Below are 15151 nucleotides of genomic sequence, written 5' to 3' on the forward strand. Positions count from 1 at the left end.
TGCCGGGGTGCGTCGTGACTGACGGCCTGTTCGAAACACCGGGCGCGCAGACGCCGGTGGGCGGTGGTGAGTTCACCATGGCCGCGGCGGCCGGGCGATCGGCGCCGCTGGCGGTGCGTATGCGGCCGGGCAGCCTCGACGAGGTGCTCGGGCAGGGGCATCTGCTCGGGTCCGGGTCGCCGCTGCGGCGGCTCGTCGAGGGGTCGGGCGCGGCGTCGGTGCTGCTGTACGGGCCGCCCGGTACCGGCAAGACCACGCTCGCCTCGCTGGTGTCGCAGGCGACCGGGCGGCGGTTCGAGGCGCTGTCCGCTCTGACCGCCGGGGTCAAAGAGGTGCGGGCGGTGGTCGACACCGCGCGGCGCCGGCTCGCCAACGGGGAACGGACCGTGCTGTTCATCGACGAGATCCACCGCTTCTCCAAGACCCAGCAGGATGCGCTGCTGGCCGCGGTGGAGAACCGGATCGTGCTGCTCGTCGGCGCCACCACGGAGAATCCGTCGTTCTCGGTCGTGGCACCGCTGCTGTCCCGCTCACTGGTGCTGCAGCTGCGCTCGCTCACCGAGGCCGACGTGCGGGCGGTGCTGCTGCGCGCCGCCGCCGACCCGCGCGGGCTCGCCGGCGAGTACACCGTCACCGACGCCGCCTTGGACCACATCGTGCGGATCGCCGGCGGCGACGCCCGCCGGGCGCTGACCGCGCTGGAGGCGGCGGCCGAATCGTCGCTGGACGGAACCGTCGACGCCGACCTGGTCGCCGCCAGCGTCGACAAGGCGGCCGTCCGCTACGACCGGGCCGGTGACCAGCACTACGACGTGATCAGCGCCTTCATCAAGTCCATGCGCGGCTCGGACGTCGACGCCGCCGTGCACTACCTGGCCCGCATGCTCAGCGCGGGCGAGGACCCACGGTTCATCGCGCGCCGGCTGATGATCCACGCCAGCGAGGACGTCGGCATGGCCGATCCCACCGCACTGCAGACCGCCGTCGCCGCCGCCCAGGTGGTACAGCTGGTGGGTCTGCCGGAGGCACGGCTGGCGCTCACCCAGGCGACCGTCCACATCGCGACCGCGCCCAAGTCCGGTGCGATCGTCGCCGCGATCGACGCCGCACAACGCGATGTGGGGTTCGGGAAGGCCGGCCCGGTCCCACCACACCTGCGCGACGGTCACTATCCCGGCGCCGCCGCGCTCGGCAACGCCCAGGGCTACCGCTATCCGCACGACCACCCCGACGGCGTCCTGGCCCAGCAGTACCCGCCCGACGAACTGGTCGGCGCCGACTACTACCGGCCCACCGACCACGGCTACGAACGGGAGGTCGGCGCGCGGGTCACCAAGCTGCGCCGCATCGTGCGCGGCACACGGTAGGGCGCGGCGGGTGCCGCTCGCCGCCGGGCGGGCGTGGTACACCTGCTGAGGTGAACGTCACGCGGAAACCCCCGGTGCTGGTGATCGACGGCGACCGGTTCGACGACTACGAAGGCTTCACCCGGGAGTTCTCCAGCCTGCTCGACGACCATCGCTGGCACGGCAACCTCGACGCCTTCAGCGACATCCTCAGCGGTGGTTTCGGTACGCCCGAGGAAGGATTCACTCTGCGCTGGGACCACTCCGACCGCTCCCGCCGGGTCCTCGGCCACCGAGCGCAGGCCGACCTGCTGCGCGCGGCGTTGCCACACGTGCATCCTGACAACGCGCGCGGTTTCCGGGCCCGGATCGCGCACGCCGAACACGGGCGCGGGCCCACCCTGTTCGACACCATCACCGAGATCATCCGCGAGCACCGCCCCGGCGGTCCGTTGCCCGGCAATGTGGTGCTGACCTTGGTCTGAGCCGGTCAGGCGACCCGTCGCGAGCGCCGCGGCCGCCGCCCTGGCCGAGCCGGTCCGCGGCGCGGGCCGACCGGGCAACCTCCCCGGTAATGCGATGGCGCCACCCTTGTAGGCTGGATACTTGTGCAGACCCACGAGATTCGACGGCGTTTCCTGGACCATTTCGTCCGTGCCGGCCACACCGAGGTGCCCAGTGCCTCGCTGATCCTGGCCGACCCCAACCTGCTGTTCGTCAACGCAGGCATGGTTCCGTTCGTGCCGTACTTCCTGGGTCAGCAGACTCCGCCGTTCGCGACCGCGACCAGCGTGCAGAAGTGCGTGCGCACCCTCGACATCGAGAACGTCGGCATCACCACCCGGCACAACACCTTCTTCCAGATGGCCGGCAACTTCAGCTTCGGCAACTACTTCAAGAAGGGCGCCATCGAGCTGGCCTGGTCGCTGCTGACCTCGTCGGTGGAGGACGGCGGCTACGGCTTCGACCCCGAGCGGCTGTGGGTCACGGTGTACCTCGACGACGACGAGGCCCGGCAGATGTGGCTGGACATGGGCGTGCCCGCCGAGCGCATCCAGCGCCGCGGCATGGCCGACAACTACTGGTCCATGGGTATCCCGGGACCGTGCGGCCCGTGCTCGGAGATCTACTTCGACCGCGGCCCGGAGTACGGCGCCGAGGGCGGCCCGGAGGCCGACGAGGACCGCTACCTCGAGATCTGGAACCTCGTGTTCATGCAGAACGAGCGCGGTGAGGGCCGGGGCAAGGACAACTTCGAGATCCTGGGCCCGCTGCCGAAGCAGAACATCGACACCGGCATGGGTGTCGAGCGCGTCGCGTTCCTGCTGCAGGGCGTCGACAACGTCTACGAGACCGACCTGCTGCGCCCGATCATCACCAAGGCCGAGGAGCTGACCGGCAAGTCGTACGGCATCGAGCACGCCGACGACGTCCGCTTCCGGGTCATCGCCGACCACGCCCGCAGCGCGGCCATGCTCATCGCCGACGGCGTGAACCCGGGCAACGACGGTCGCGGCTACGTGCTGCGCCGGCTGCTGCGCCGGATCGTGCGCTCGGCCCGCTTGCTCGGCGCCGACCAGCCGGTGATGGCGGCCTTCATGAAGGTCGTCAGCGAGCTCATGTCGCCGTCCTACCCCGAGCTGGGCACCGACTTCACCCGGATCGAGACGGTCGCGGTCGGCGAGGAGACCGCCTTCCTCAAGACCCTCGCGACCGGCACCAAGCTGTTCGACGACGCGGTCGCCGAGGTCAAGACCGCCGGTGGCGCACGGATCGGCGGCGCCGAGGCGTTCACCCTGCACGACACCTACGGGTTCCCGATCGACCTGACCCTGGAGATGGCCGCCGAGGCCGGTCTGCAGGTCGACGAGGACGGCTTCCGCTCGCTCATGGCCGAGCAGCGCCGCCGCGCCAAGGAGGACGCGCAGGCCCGCAAGCACGCGCACGCCGACCTGACGATCTACAAGGAGTTCGTCGACCGGGGCCCCACCGAGTTCACCGGGTTCGACGAGCTGACCTCCGAGGCGACGGTGCTCGCCCTGATCGCCGACGGGGTGCGAGTTCCGGTGGCGCAGGCCGGAACTCAGGTCGAGGTGATCCTGGACCGCAGCCCGCTCTACGCCGAGGCCGGTGGCCAGATCGCCGACCGCGGCACCATCACCGCCGACGGCCTCAAGGTGCGCGTCGACGATGTGCAGAAGATCGCCAAGTCGCTGTGGGTGCACAAGACCACCGTCGAGCAGGGGCAGCTCACCGAGGGCGATGTCGTTGTGGCGCAGGCGGACCCGGCCTGGCGGCGCGGCGCGACCCAGGGCCACTCGGGTACCCACATGGTGCACGCCGCGCTGCGGCAGGTGCTGGGCCCGAACGCGGTGCAGGCCGGTTCGCTGAACAAGCCCGGTTACCTGCGCTTCGACTTCAACTGGCAGGGCGCGCTCAGCGAGCAGCAGAAAGCCGATATCGAGGCGCTGTCCAACGACGCTGTCGGCGCCGACTATCCGGTGAACACGTTCGTCACCGATCTGCCCAAGGCCAAGGCGATGGGCGCGATGGCGCTGTTCGGTGAGAACTACGGCGACGAGGTCCGGGTCGTGGAGATCGGCGGCCCGTTCTCGATGGAGCTGTGCGGTGGTACCCACGTGCAGCACTCGTCGCAGATCGGCCCGATCACGCTGCTGGGCGAGTCGTCGGTCGGTTCCGGTGTGCGGCGCGTCGAGGCCTTCGTCGGCCTGGATTCCTACCGTTACCTGGCCAAGGAGCGGGCTCTGCTGGCCGGTGTGGCGTCCTCGCTGAAGGTGCCCTCGGACGAGGTGCCCGGCCGGGTCGAGCAGCTGGTGGAGCGGCTGAAGGTGGCCGAGAAGGAACTCGAGCGCACCAAGGTCGCGGCGGTGCTGGCCCAGGGCGCGAAGTTCGTCGACGACGCCGAGCGGATCGGGTCGGTGCTGCTGGTCGCGGCGGCCGCCCCCGAGGGGGTCGGCGCGGGCGATCTGCGCACGCTGGCCACAGACGTCAAGGGCCGCTTCGGTTCCGAGCCCGCAATCGTCGTCCTGCTGGGTAACGCCGACGGTAAAGTGCCGTTCGTGGTCACCGTCAACAAGGCAGCGCAGGATCTGGGGATCAAGGCCGGTGATCTGGTCGCGAGCTTCGGTCCCAGCATCGCCGGGCGTGGCGGCGGTAAGCCGGAGATGGCGCAGGGTTCCGGTTCGGATCCGTCGGGTATCGCCGCGGGTCTGACCGCGGTGCGGGCACGGGTGGTCGAGCTCGCCGGCTGATGGATACGTCCGATTCGGCCGAGCACGGCCGGGCTCGTCCCGTGGCCGAACGCCCGGATCCCGGAACCGATCCCGGCCGTGGCCGGCGCATCGGTATCGATGTGGGAACGGTGCGTATCGGGGTCGCCTCGAGTGATCCCGACGGCATACTCGCGACTCCGGTCGAGACTGTCGTGCGGGCGAAAGGCGGCGCCAAGAACGCTCCCGCGGCCGACATCAACCGGGTAGCCGAAATTGTGCGGGAGTATGAGGCCGTCGAGGTGATCGTCGGCCTTCCCCGCACGTTACGCGGCGAGAGTGGGTCTTCGGTCCGCCTCGCCGCCGACTTTGCTCATCGTTTGCGGAGGGTGATCGGGGAAATTCCTGTCCGGTTTTCCGACGAACGTTTGACTACGGTGTCTGCTGCGCGGGCCCTGCGGGACAGCGGTGTTCGCGCGCGTGGACAGCGGCAGATGATCGACCAGGCGGCCGCTGTCGCGATTCTGCAGGGCTGGCTGGACGAACGGAGCGCGGTGTTGAAGGCGGCGGAACCGGCAGCGGGGGATCCCGATGAGTGACCGTCGCATGCGTACCGGCCGGCCGGAGCACACCGGTCGCCGCCACCGCTACGCCGACGAGCCGGCCGAGCCCGAAAGCTGGGACTACGACGAGCCGGAGTGGGACGAGGACGACGACTGGTCCCCGCCACCCACCACCGGCCGGCGGCACCGCGCCGAACCCGACGACTGGGACGACGAGCCACCGGCCCACACCGGCTCCCGGCACGCCGCGGCCACATCGCCGGACGAGTGGGACACCAACGTGCTCCCCGTCTATGTCGACGACGACCAGCCCCCGGTCGGCTTTCGTGCCCACGTGGATCCGCCGGCGGCCGAGGAACTCACCGATCCGCACCTGGGACCGGTCTATCGGGATCCCGAACCCGAACCGCAGCCGCGCTCTCGCGCCGGCGACGACCAGCGGTCCGCGCCGCGCCGGGTCGGCCGGTCCGTGCCGGCCGCCGAGCGGGGCGGTAAGGGCCGACCGGGCGGCAAGTCCCGCCGCTCGCGCGCCGCGTCCCGCAAGGCCGCCGAGCGCCGGCGGCGCCGCCGCACCATGTGGTTGTCTGGCACGGTGCTGGCGGTGTTGTTCGTGGTGGCCGCCGGTTACGCGGGCTGGAAGCTGATCGCCAAACTGAATGGCCCGGAGGACTTCTCGGGTCCGACCGGCCCGCTCGTAGTGGTCCAGGTGCACAGCGGCGATACCGCGTCCGAGATCGCGAAGACCGCGGTGGACAAGGGCGTGGTGGCCAGTACCGGCGCGTTCTATCAAGCGGCGGCACGTAATTCGCAGTTCCAGAAGGTGCAGCCCGGCTACTACGCGCTGCCGACGCACAGCCGCGGCGAGGACGCGGTGACGGCGATGGTCGGCAAGGACGCGCGGGTCGGCAATGTGGTGATCTCCGACGGCCGTCGGCTGCACGACTCCAACGACGTCAATACCGGTGCCCGCAACGAGGGCATCTACCGCAAGATCGCCGACGCCAGCTGTCTGGGTACCGGCGCGGACCGGAAGTGTGTCACCTACGAGCAACTCGATCAGGCCGGTGCGAGTACCGATCTCGCGGCGCTCGGCGTGCCGGCGTGGGCGTCGGACTCGGTGCGCGGCGACCCGGATCGCACCCGGCAGCTCGAAGGCCTGATCGGCGCGGGCACGTGGGATTTCGATCCGTCCGCGACTCCGACCCAGATCTTGAACCAGCTGGTCACCGAGAGCGTGCAGTCCTACGAGGCCTCGGGCCTGCTGCAATCGGGTAATGCCAACGGCCTCAACCCGTATCAGACGTTGATCGGGGCCTCGCTGGTCGAGCGGGAAGCATTGCCGCAGGACATGACGAAGGTCGCGCGGGTGATCGTGAACCGGCTCGCCGCGCAGCAGCCGCTGCAGTTCGACTCGACCGTGAACTACACCCTCGACACGACCGAGGTCGCCACCACCGACTCCGACCGCGCGCACAAGACGCCGTGGAACACCTACGCGATGAGCGGTCTGCCGCTGACACCGATCTCGTCGCCGTCCGCGGCCGCGTTGAAGGCCATGGAGAGTCCGGCGCCCGGCCCGTGGCTGTACTTCGTCACGGTCGACAAACAGGGTGACACCAAGTTCACCGACAGTTACAGCGAGCACCTGCACAATATTTCGCTCGCCCAGCAGAACGGAGTGCTCGACAGTGGACGCTGAGCCGGTGTCGGGGATCCGTCGTGCGGCGGTGCTGGGTTTCCCGATCGCGCATTCCCGTTCGCCCCAGCTGCATCTGGCCGCGTACCGGGCGCTGGGGCTGGACTGGACCTATGAGCGCATCGAGTGCACGGGTGAGCAGTTGCCCGGGCTGGTCGACGGTCTCGGGCCGGAGTGGGTCGGACTGTCGGTGACCATGCCCGGCAAGGTCGCGGCATTGAACTACGCCACCGAACGGACCGATCGGGCCGAGCTGGTGGGTTCGGCGAACACGCTGGTGCGCACCGAGCGCGGCTGGCGGGCGGACTGCACCGACGTCGACGGGGTGCGGGGCGCGCTGCAGGGCGGCGGGGTGGCGGAGATCGAACGCGCGGTGGTGCTGGGCGCGGGCGGTACGGCCCGGCCGGCGCTGCTCGCGCTGGCGGAGCTGGGCGCGCACACGGTGACGATCGTGGCACGCGACCGCGGCCGGGCCGCCGACACGCTGGAACTGGCGCAGCTGCTGGGCCTGTCGGCCGAGGTGATCGGATTCGACCCGGACGCACTGGCTTTCGTGTGCTCGCAGGTGGACGTGGCGGTCAGTACGGTTCCGGCGGCCGGTGCCGCGCCGGTGGCCGAGGCGGTCGCCGCGGCGCCTGTCGTCCTGGACGCGATCTACGACCCCTGGCCGACGCCGCTGGCCGCGGCCGTGACCCGGGCCGGGCACACGGTGGTGAGCGGGCTGGAGATGCTGCTGAACCAGGCCTACGGCCAGGTCGAACAGTTCACCGGTAAGCCGGCGCCGCGTGCCGAGATGGCCGCGGCGGCGCGGGAGCCGGTGGCCTGATCCGGCGGCCCGGACCGGCCGAGCTCGGGCATTGTTCTGGATTCGGGCGCCCGGCGAGTTAGTGTGGACCGTATGAACGCTTGGTTGGTTCGAGGGGCAGGGTTGGGTGCCTTGACGGTGGCACTACGGGTCGTGCTCGGTTTCGGCATGATTCATTACCCGACTCACGGCTCGCTGATGCGGGTCTCGTGCCTGATCGTGCTGGTCGGGGCGGTCGTGGCCTGGGGTGTGTTGGACGGTCTGGCGGATCGCCGCCGGCAGCCCGACCCGGACCGGCCGGGTACCGACCTGCTGATGCGCTGGCTGCGCGCGGCCGTGGTCGGTGGTTTGGGCTCGGGTCTGGTCGCGTGGCTGCTCGGTTTCATCCCGGCGCTGAGCCTGGGTGGCAACCCGCTGCTGTTCGAGCTCACCGCGGGTGCCTCGTTCATCGTTCTGTTGATCTTCATCCCGGGCATGATCGGCACCGCGGTCGGGCACAAGCTGGCCGATCGGGGCCATCGGGGCGCCGTCGCGGCCTGACCGTTCCGGTTCGACCCGTGTCGCAGTGTGCGGCGCGGGTCTTTTCTCTTTTCAGCCCCGATCGGATTCGATCTCGTCGGCCCACGCGTTCAGGCCGGCCAGGAATCCGTCGCGTTCGGCGGGGGTCAGGCGGGCCACGGCCCGCATCAGCACGTCGGTGCGGCGGTCGAGGAACAGGCCGAATTCGTGGTGGCGTTCGGGGGGAACGCTGAGCAGGGTGCGCCGGTGGTCGGCGGGGTCGTTGTCGCGGCGGAGCCAGCCGGCTCGGGTGAGTTCGCCGCTGAGCTGGCTGGTGTTGGTGAGGCTCAGGCTCAGTTGCCGGGCGAGTTCGCCGACGCCGACCGGCCCGGAACTCCACACGTAGGCCAGGACCGCGCCGTGGCGGGGGCCCAGGCCGGCGGCCTCGAATGCTTCCCGCATTCCCGCGGGCATGTCCTGGCGCGCGCCGCGCAGGAACGCGGAGATCAACGGGATCACCACGGTCAGCCGGTCCCGGAGTTCGGTGTCGACCGCTCGTTCCACTGTGCCTCCCGACGGCTCTCGGTCTCTTGACAGGCACCAGCATACAAGTTCAAACTTCTGAACTATTCAGAAATTTGAACTATTGAGGAGGTGCCCCGTGACCGCTCGGACCTGGCGGAGCCTGTTGCGTGCCGCGACGACCCTGGTCACGCTCGACCTGTTCGCGCAGGCGATGTTCGCCGGCCGGTTCATGGCCGGCAGCTACGACGCCCTCGACGCGCATCGAGTGAACGCGATGCTCGCCGCAGCCGGAATGCTGCTCGCGGCAGTGTGTTTCGCGGCGGCGCGGCGCTACGCGGGTGTACCGGCCTGGTGGGTCGTGGTGGCGGCGCTGCTGGCGGTGGCCGCCGGTGCGCAGATCGCGCTGGGCTTCCGGATGGCGCTGGCCGCGCACATCCCGCTGGGTGTCGCGCTGGTGGCGGGGCAGCTGGCCTTGACCGTCCAGGTGTGGCGCGCCGCCGCGAACCCGATCGCGATGGTGGCCCGGTGAATTCGACGCGCGTGAGCCGACGGACCCTGCTGCGGGCGGCCGCGGCGCTCGGGGTCGCGGGCGCGGCCGGTGCCTGGCAGCTGTCGGCCGACTCGCCCGCGAACCGCTTGCATCTGACCAGCGCGGCCCGGCTGCCGGAACCGTTCACGGTCCCGCTGCCCCTACCGCCGGTGCTGGCGCCGGTATCGCGCGACGCGACAACCGACTACTACCGGATCACCGCACGTCCAGCCGACGTGACTGTGCTGCCCGGGTATTCGACGCGGATCTGGGGCTACAACGGGGTGTTCCCCGGGCCCACGGTGGTATCGGATCGATCCCGGCGGACGGTCGTCACGCACCGCAACGAGCTGCCGGTGCCGATGGTGGTGCACCTGCACGGCGGCCACGTCCCCGAGGACTCGGACGGTTATCCGACGGATCTGCTGTACCCGGTGGGCGATTCGGGTCAGATGATCGGCATGCCGGGCATGGCGGCACACTCGGATCCGCTGGCGCACACCGCGATCGGCGAGCGGGACTACAGCTATCCGGCCGGGCAGCCGGCCGCCACGCTCTGGTATCACGACCACCGGATGGACTACACCGGCCCGGCGGTGTGGCGCGGACTGGCCGGATTCCATCTCGTCACCGACGAACACGAATCTCGCCTGGGACTGCCGACGGGGGACCGGGATCTCCCATTGCTGCTCGCCGACCGGGCATTCGACGCGCAGGGCGCGTTCAGCTACCCGGCTCCGGAACCCATGCGCTCACCACAGCCCGGCGCCACGGGCCGATTCGAGCGCGGCGTGCTCGGAGACGTCGTGCTGGTGAACGGGGCGCCCTGGCCGCTGCACCGGGTAGCGACCGCCCGCTACCGGTTGCGGCTGCTGAACGGATCCAATGCCCGGGTCTACCGGTTGCGCTTCGACCGGGCCGGTGGTGCGGTGCCGCTCGTGCAGATCGGCTCTGACGGTGGATTACTCACCGGCCCAGAGGAATTGGCGGAACTCACGATAGCGCCCGGCGAGCGCTACGACGTGGTCGTCGACTTCTCCGGGTGTGCGGTCGGGGACCGGATCACCGTCCACAACGATCTCGGTGCCGGAACCACCACGCGCGTCATGTGTTTCGAGGTCACCGACCGGGTGACGGACACCTCGACCGTTCCCGACCGGCTCGCCGCGGTGGAGACGCTGGACCGGTCGGCGGCGGTCACCACCCGCCGGTTCGCTTTCCGCCGCGGCACCGACGGCGCCGCGTCGGGCTGGCTTATCAACGGCCGCGCCTACGATCCGGGTACGCCGATCGCCCGGCCCGCCCTCGGTCAGGTGGAGATCTGGCAGTTGTGGACCGACCTCGACCATCCGATCCACCTGCACCTCAACCAGTTCCAGGTGCTGTCCCGCAACGGCGGCGCACCCGCCCGCACCGACCGCGGCTGGAAGGACACGCTGTATCTGACCGCGACCGGCACCGCCGAGATCGCTGTCCGGTTCACCGATTACGCCGGCCGGTTCGTCTTGCACTGCCACAACCTCGAGCACGAGGATATGGCCATGATGGCCACCTTCACTACGCTGGCCGGATAGGTCGACTGTGTCGTTGTTCGGCCATCCGGATGCGCGGAGGCCCGGATCGCGAGACCATCACTGGGCTCGGTGCTAGGCAACAGAAGGAAATCCGCACATGATCGACTCCGACCGGCTGTCCACGCTCCTGCACGAGCATCCGGCGGTGGGCGCGGGTATCGCCGGTCTGTTCGTGATGGGAGCGGTGGTCGCGATCGGTTCCCTGGTGCGAGCCGGCCGCCGGCACGGCATCACCGCCGAACGTGCGGGCACGTTGCTGTCGGCGGCCCTGGCGACCGGGGTCAGCGCGCAGGGTATGTGGGTGTTCTTCGGCCGCTCACTGCATCTGACGCTGTCGCTGCGGATCATGTTCTTCGCCTTCCTGGAGATCATGGTGCTCACCTCCGCACTGCGGGCCCGGGCCGCCCAGCAGGACGGCGGCAGCGCGGGCGCCGACGGCATCGCGATGTGGGTGCTCACCTGTCTGTCGGCGGTGCTGGCCGCCACCGACGCCGACGATATCGGCACCGTCGCGATCCGACTCACCGCGCCGCTGGTGGCCGCCTGGGGCTGGGAACGCAGCATGGCGCTGGAGCGCCGCCGCAGCGGCAAGCGCGACGGCGTCCACTGGCGGATCACGCCCGAGCGCATCCTGATCCGCTTGGGACTGGCCGATCCGACCGACCGCACCGCGAGCCAGGTGGCGACCGCCCGCCGCCTGGTCGATGTGGCGCTGGCCGCCGACCACGCCCGCACCCTGCGCGCGACCGGTGTCGGCGGCCGGCGGATGGAAGGCGCGGTCCGCAAGCTCCGCAAGTCCATGCGCCGTGCCGTCGAGGACGGCGGCCTGGTGGACAACGAGCGCGCGCCCCGCGAGGTGCTGCTCGACAATCTGCGCGTCCTGTCCGGCGCCACAGCACTTCTCGACCTCGAACTCGCCGACCCGTGGATCGCGGAACCCGCGGCGCGACCCGGAGTCGCCCCGGACCGGACACCGATCTCCACTGCCGCCCGCCCGGACATGTTGCTGGGCAACGGTTCCGTGCCGGTGCGTGATGATGTGGTGCCGCGCGCCGCGCACGGAGTCCGGCCGAACGGGGTGTGGGGGAACGGTTTACAGCTCCCCGACGGCAGTGCCGCAGCAGTGCCATCCGGAAACCCGGCAGCCATGTGGGGCAACGGATTCGCTGGGAGCGACCCACGAGTCCCTATCCCCGGGGTCGCGCATGACGGTGATCCGGATCCGAACCAGGTGCAAGGCAACGGTTCCGGGGCGGGCGGCGCTGCGGCCGCCGATCCGGTCACCGACCGAACGGGCGACCTGGGCTTCGGGCCGGGTGCCCAGGCCGAGCCCACCGCGAACCGGGTGCAGGGCAACGGCTTCGGGCCGGGTGCCCAAGCCGAGCCGATCGCGAACCGGTTGCAGGGCAACGGCTTCGGGCCGGGTGCCCAGGCCGAGCCGGTCGCGAACCGAGTGCAGGGCAACGCCTTGGGGCCGGGTGCCCCGGTCGCGAACCGGGTGCAGGGCAACGGCTTCGGCCCTGGTGCAACTTCGCGCGCGGACGGCACCGGGAACCGTGTTCAGGACGCCGGCTTGGAGCCGGGTGCTGCTCCAAGCGGCGAGGCCGACCCGGACGCGAGCCGAGCGCAGGGACGAGGCACCGCCCCAGCCGAAAACGCTCCCCTCGATCCGGTGGGACAGTCCGCTTCCGAGCCGGAGGCCGGACCGGATGAGACCTCGCAGCCACGGACCGGTGCCCGCCGCAGGACGGGACGCCCTCCGGCCGACTCCGCGCCGGCCCGCGTGCGGCCGAACCCGCTGCCGGACGACGAATCTCGTGGCAACGGTCCGATGTCGGCCGGCCAGCAGAAGGTCCGCCGTGACCCGGCGGTCCGCGCTCGCGTCCGCGAACTCCGCGCCGCCGACAAACCCACCGCGGAGATAGCCGCCGAACTCGGCGTCAGCACCCGGACCGTCGGCCGCATACTGGCCGACATGGAGGCCGCCGCCGCCCAGAGCGCGGGCCCCTGGCCCCCGGCCCCGAAGCCGGTGCCGCCCGCCCCGAAGCCGGTCCCGCCCAGCCCACCGGTGCTGAACCCCGCAGACGACGTGAACCCCGCCCGCGCCCTGATCTCCTCCTGGGACACCGGCTTTCACGCCATCAACGCCACCGCCATCGCGAATGCCAACGCGAAACACAACGCCAACAATGGAAGCCAGGACATCTAGTTCATTCTTGACGCGAATTGTCTTGCGTAAGTGTGAAACTAGCTCGATCCTGCAGTAGAGTGGCTGCTACTTCCTTCCGAGGGGCGATGGACACGGTCCAGGCATCGCGCCCAGGGAGGAGGTGGTGGGGATTCGAGATAGTTTGACCCGCAGCGCATGCGATCCAGTGGCTCGATTGGATGCGAAGTGCGGTACCGCGACGGTTGCGGCGAGTTTGTTGCAGACCTGCAGCCCGTCGGAAGAGGCGCACCAGTTGGTGGGATGGCGAAGCATCGACGACCGAAGGGTAACGCCCCGGTCGACTACGGCATCGTGTTTGCAGCAAGTGCCGTAATCGCCGGGGTGCTTATTCTGGTCCGCTGGATGTGGAGCAGATAGGAACCCCGCAGGTAGGACGTCGTTCGCAGCGGCGTCCTACCGCCCACCATCACCGAAGTGATGGGGTCACTGTACGCCGAGGCACCTCGATCTGCGGCAATGTGTGGCCCGACCGGGCGAGATCGGCGGGATCTGCCCGGTTCGGGTGGCGTCGGAGCCCTACAGCAGGATTGCCCCGCCGGACGGGCTCGCGTCGCGCGCGATGGTGGCGTAGGTGGCGGCCAGCAGGGACGGGTCGGGGGCCTCCAGGCGGCCGGGCTTGGCCAGGCCGTCGAGGACCACGAAGCGGAGCATGCCCGCGCGAGTCTTCTTGTCGCCCTGCATGGAATCCATCAGCTGCGGGAGCGCGTCGGCGTCGTAGGTGGTGGGCAGGCCGACGCTCTCCAGGATCGTGCGGTGCCGGTCGGCGGTCGCGTCGTCGAGGCGGCCGGCGAGGCGGCCGAGTTCGGCGGCGAACACCAGGCCCACCGAGACCGCGGCGCCGTGGCGCCAGCGGTAGCGCTCGCGGCGCTCGATGGCGTGGCCGAGAGTGTGCCCGTAGTTGAGGATTTCGCGCAGGCTCGATTCCTTGAGGTCGGCGGCCACCACGTCGGCCTTGACCTGGATGGCCCGGCGGACCAGCTCGGGCAGCACGTCGCCGGTGGGGTCGAGCGCGGCCTGCGGGTCGGCTTCGACCAGGTCGAGGATCACCGGGTCGGCGATGAAACCGGCCTTGATGATCTCGGCCATGCCGGCCACGATCTCGTTGTGCGGCACCGTTTCCAGGGTCGCGAGGTCGACCAGGACGGCGGCCGGTTCGTGGAAGCAGCCCACCAGGTTCTTGCCGGCCTCGGTGTTGATGCCCGTCTTGCCGCCGACCGCGGCGTCCACCATCGCCAGCAGCGTGGTGGGCACGTGGACGACGGTCACGCCGCGCATCCAGGTGGCGGCCACGAAACCGGCCAGATCGGTGGCGGCGCCGCCACCGAGGCTGATCACCACATCCTGGCGGGTGAGGCCGATCCGGCCCAGCACCTCCCAGCAGAAGCCGGCGACGGCCAGGTCCTTCCCGGCCTCGGCGTCCGGGATCTCGATCCGGTGGGCGTCGATCCCCTTGTCCGCCAGCGCCTTCCGGACCACCTCGGCGGTCTCGGTGAGCGGCGGCTGGTGGAAGATCGCGACGGTCCGCACGCCGTTGCGAGCGGTGACCTGATCGACCAGGTCACCCAGCAGCCCGCGGCCGATGATGACCGGGTACGGGTCGGCGGTGCGGACCTCGATGCGGGTCGGCTCAGTCATTGGTGCGGGTCTCCGATTCTCGTGGTGCGGATACGGTTCGGGTGCGGGCCCGGCGGGAACGGGCACGGCGCGACCGGCCGGGTGTCGCGGCAGCGGCGGACCCGACAGCCGGGGAGCTCGCCCGGTATTCGGCGCGGGACGCGTCGTCACCGATTGCGGCCGTTCGGGTCTCGATATGCGATCCGGCGCCGGTGGGTTCGCCGACCGCTGTGCGGACGTCGCCGCCGGAAGCTGCCGCACTACGCGCGCCCGGCGCACCCGCCGGGCGGATCGTGCCGCCGCTGCCCGCGGCCGTACCCGTTCCGGCGCGGGATCCGGCGAGCTCGCCACCCACCGGCCGGGCGTCGCCACCCGAGACTGCCGCACCCGTCGCGCCTTTTGTGTCGAAACCGACTGTGACCGTTGGGTTGTCGGCGCGCGATCCGCCACTGGAAGGGATCTCGCCCCCCGACGTCGCCGCACTGTGTGCCGTCGGCGCGCCGGCCGGGCGGGACGCGCTGCGCCGTCGAGATCGGTTGCC

12 protein-coding genes are annotated in these 15151 nt (G+C 70.6%); 10 read left to right on the forward strand and 2 right to left on the reverse strand.

The annotated features are described in order from the left end of the window. Window positions 1–14 precede the first annotated feature (14 nt). The 7 genes from EBN03_RS21445 (at window position 15) to EBN03_RS21475 (ending at window position 8180) form a co-directional block, all read left to right on the forward strand. Entirely contained in the window at window positions 15–1367 is a 1353-nt protein-coding gene (locus tag EBN03_RS21445) for a replication-associated recombination protein A (protein ID WP_407671204.1), read from the forward strand. A gap of 50 nt (window positions 1368–1417) precedes the next feature. After that, complete coding sequence (locus EBN03_RS21450) at window positions 1418–1831, forward strand: barstar family protein (protein ID WP_122189868.1); 414 nt, start codon at window positions 1418–1420, stop codon at window positions 1829–1831. Between the two features lie 123 nt (window positions 1832–1954). Continuing rightward, complete coding sequence (alaS, locus tag EBN03_RS21455) at window positions 1955–4618, forward strand: alanine--tRNA ligase (protein ID WP_122189869.1); 2664 nt, start codon at window positions 1955–1957, stop codon at window positions 4616–4618. Beyond that, the gene (ruvX, locus tag EBN03_RS21460) at window positions 4618–5175 is read left to right on the forward strand and encodes a Holliday junction resolvase RuvX (protein ID WP_122189870.1); all 558 of its coding nucleotides are present in this window, start codon (window positions 4618–4620) and stop codon (window positions 5173–5175) included. Before alaS ends, ruvX begins: the two co-directional genes overlap by 1 nt. Further along, on the forward strand, window positions 5168–6838 hold the full coding sequence (mltG, locus tag EBN03_RS21465; RefSeq protein WP_122189871.1) for an endolytic transglycosylase MltG: 1671 nt from the start codon (window positions 5168–5170) through the stop codon (window positions 6836–6838). Before ruvX ends, mltG begins: the two co-directional genes overlap by 8 nt. After that, window positions 6828–7661, forward strand: coding sequence for a shikimate dehydrogenase (locus EBN03_RS21470; protein ID WP_122189872.1), 834 nt, complete (start codon window positions 6828–6830; stop codon window positions 7659–7661). Before mltG ends, EBN03_RS21470 begins: the two co-directional genes overlap by 11 nt. A gap of 72 nt (window positions 7662–7733) precedes the next feature. Continuing rightward, window positions 7734–8180: a B-4DMT family transporter gene (locus EBN03_RS21475; RefSeq protein WP_122189873.1), complete on the forward strand. Its 447-nt coding sequence runs from the start codon at window positions 7734–7736 to the stop codon at window positions 8178–8180. 51 nt (window positions 8181–8231) lie between these two features. Here the strand turns inward: EBN03_RS21475 and EBN03_RS21480 are convergent, their stop codons facing one another. Then, window positions 8232–8702, reverse strand: coding sequence for a MarR family winged helix-turn-helix transcriptional regulator (locus tag EBN03_RS21480; protein ID WP_122189874.1), 471 nt, complete (start codon window positions 8700–8702; stop codon window positions 8232–8234). 97 nt (window positions 8703–8799) lie between these two features. On the opposite strand from EBN03_RS21480, the gene EBN03_RS21485 reads away from it, so the two are divergent. From EBN03_RS21485 to EBN03_RS21495, 3 genes are all read left to right on the forward strand, one after another. Continuing rightward, window positions 8800–9192: a hypothetical protein gene (locus EBN03_RS21485; RefSeq protein WP_122189875.1), complete on the forward strand. Its 393-nt coding sequence runs from the start codon at window positions 8800–8802 to the stop codon at window positions 9190–9192. Continuing rightward, a complete protein-coding gene (locus EBN03_RS21490) occupies window positions 9189–10766 on the forward strand; it encodes a multicopper oxidase family protein (protein WP_233608518.1) in 1578 nt (525 codons plus the stop codon). Before EBN03_RS21485 ends, EBN03_RS21490 begins: the two co-directional genes overlap by 4 nt. Window positions 10767–10863: 97 nt before the next feature. Further along, on the forward strand, window positions 10864–12975 hold the full coding sequence (locus EBN03_RS21495; RefSeq protein WP_122189876.1) for a hypothetical protein: 2112 nt from the start codon (window positions 10864–10866) through the stop codon (window positions 12973–12975). 537 nt (window positions 12976–13512) lie between these two features. Here EBN03_RS21495 and aroB read toward each other — a convergent pair. Further along, window positions 13513–14631: a 3-dehydroquinate synthase gene (gene aroB / locus EBN03_RS21500; RefSeq protein WP_122189877.1), complete on the reverse strand. Its 1119-nt coding sequence runs from the start codon at window positions 14629–14631 to the stop codon at window positions 13513–13515. Between the last annotated feature and the right edge of the window lie 520 nt (window positions 14632–15151).

The organism is Nocardia stercoris, assembly GCF_003696265.1.
GTDB lineage: Bacteria > Actinomycetota > Actinomycetes > Mycobacteriales > Mycobacteriaceae > Nocardia > Nocardia stercoris.

Bases quoted from the DNA above. Each gene is read 5' to 3' on its own strand.
- ruvX (WP_122189870.1), top strand. From the start codon at position 4,618: ATGGATACGTCCGATTCGGCCGAGCACGGCCGGGCTCGTCCCGTGGCC.
- mltG (WP_122189871.1), top strand. From the start codon at position 5,168: ATGAGTGACCGTCGCATGCGTACCGGCCGGCCGGAGCACACCGGTCGC.
- EBN03_RS21475 (WP_122189873.1), top strand. From the start codon at position 7,734: ATGAACGCTTGGTTGGTTCGAGGGGCAGGGTTGGGTGCCTTGACGGTG.
- EBN03_RS21495 (WP_122189876.1), top strand. From the start codon at position 10,864: ATGATCGACTCCGACCGGCTGTCCACGCTCCTGCACGAGCATCCGGCG.
- aroB (WP_122189877.1), bottom strand. From the start codon at position 14,631: ATGACTGAGCCGACCCGCATCGAGGTCCGCACCGCCGACCCGTACCCG.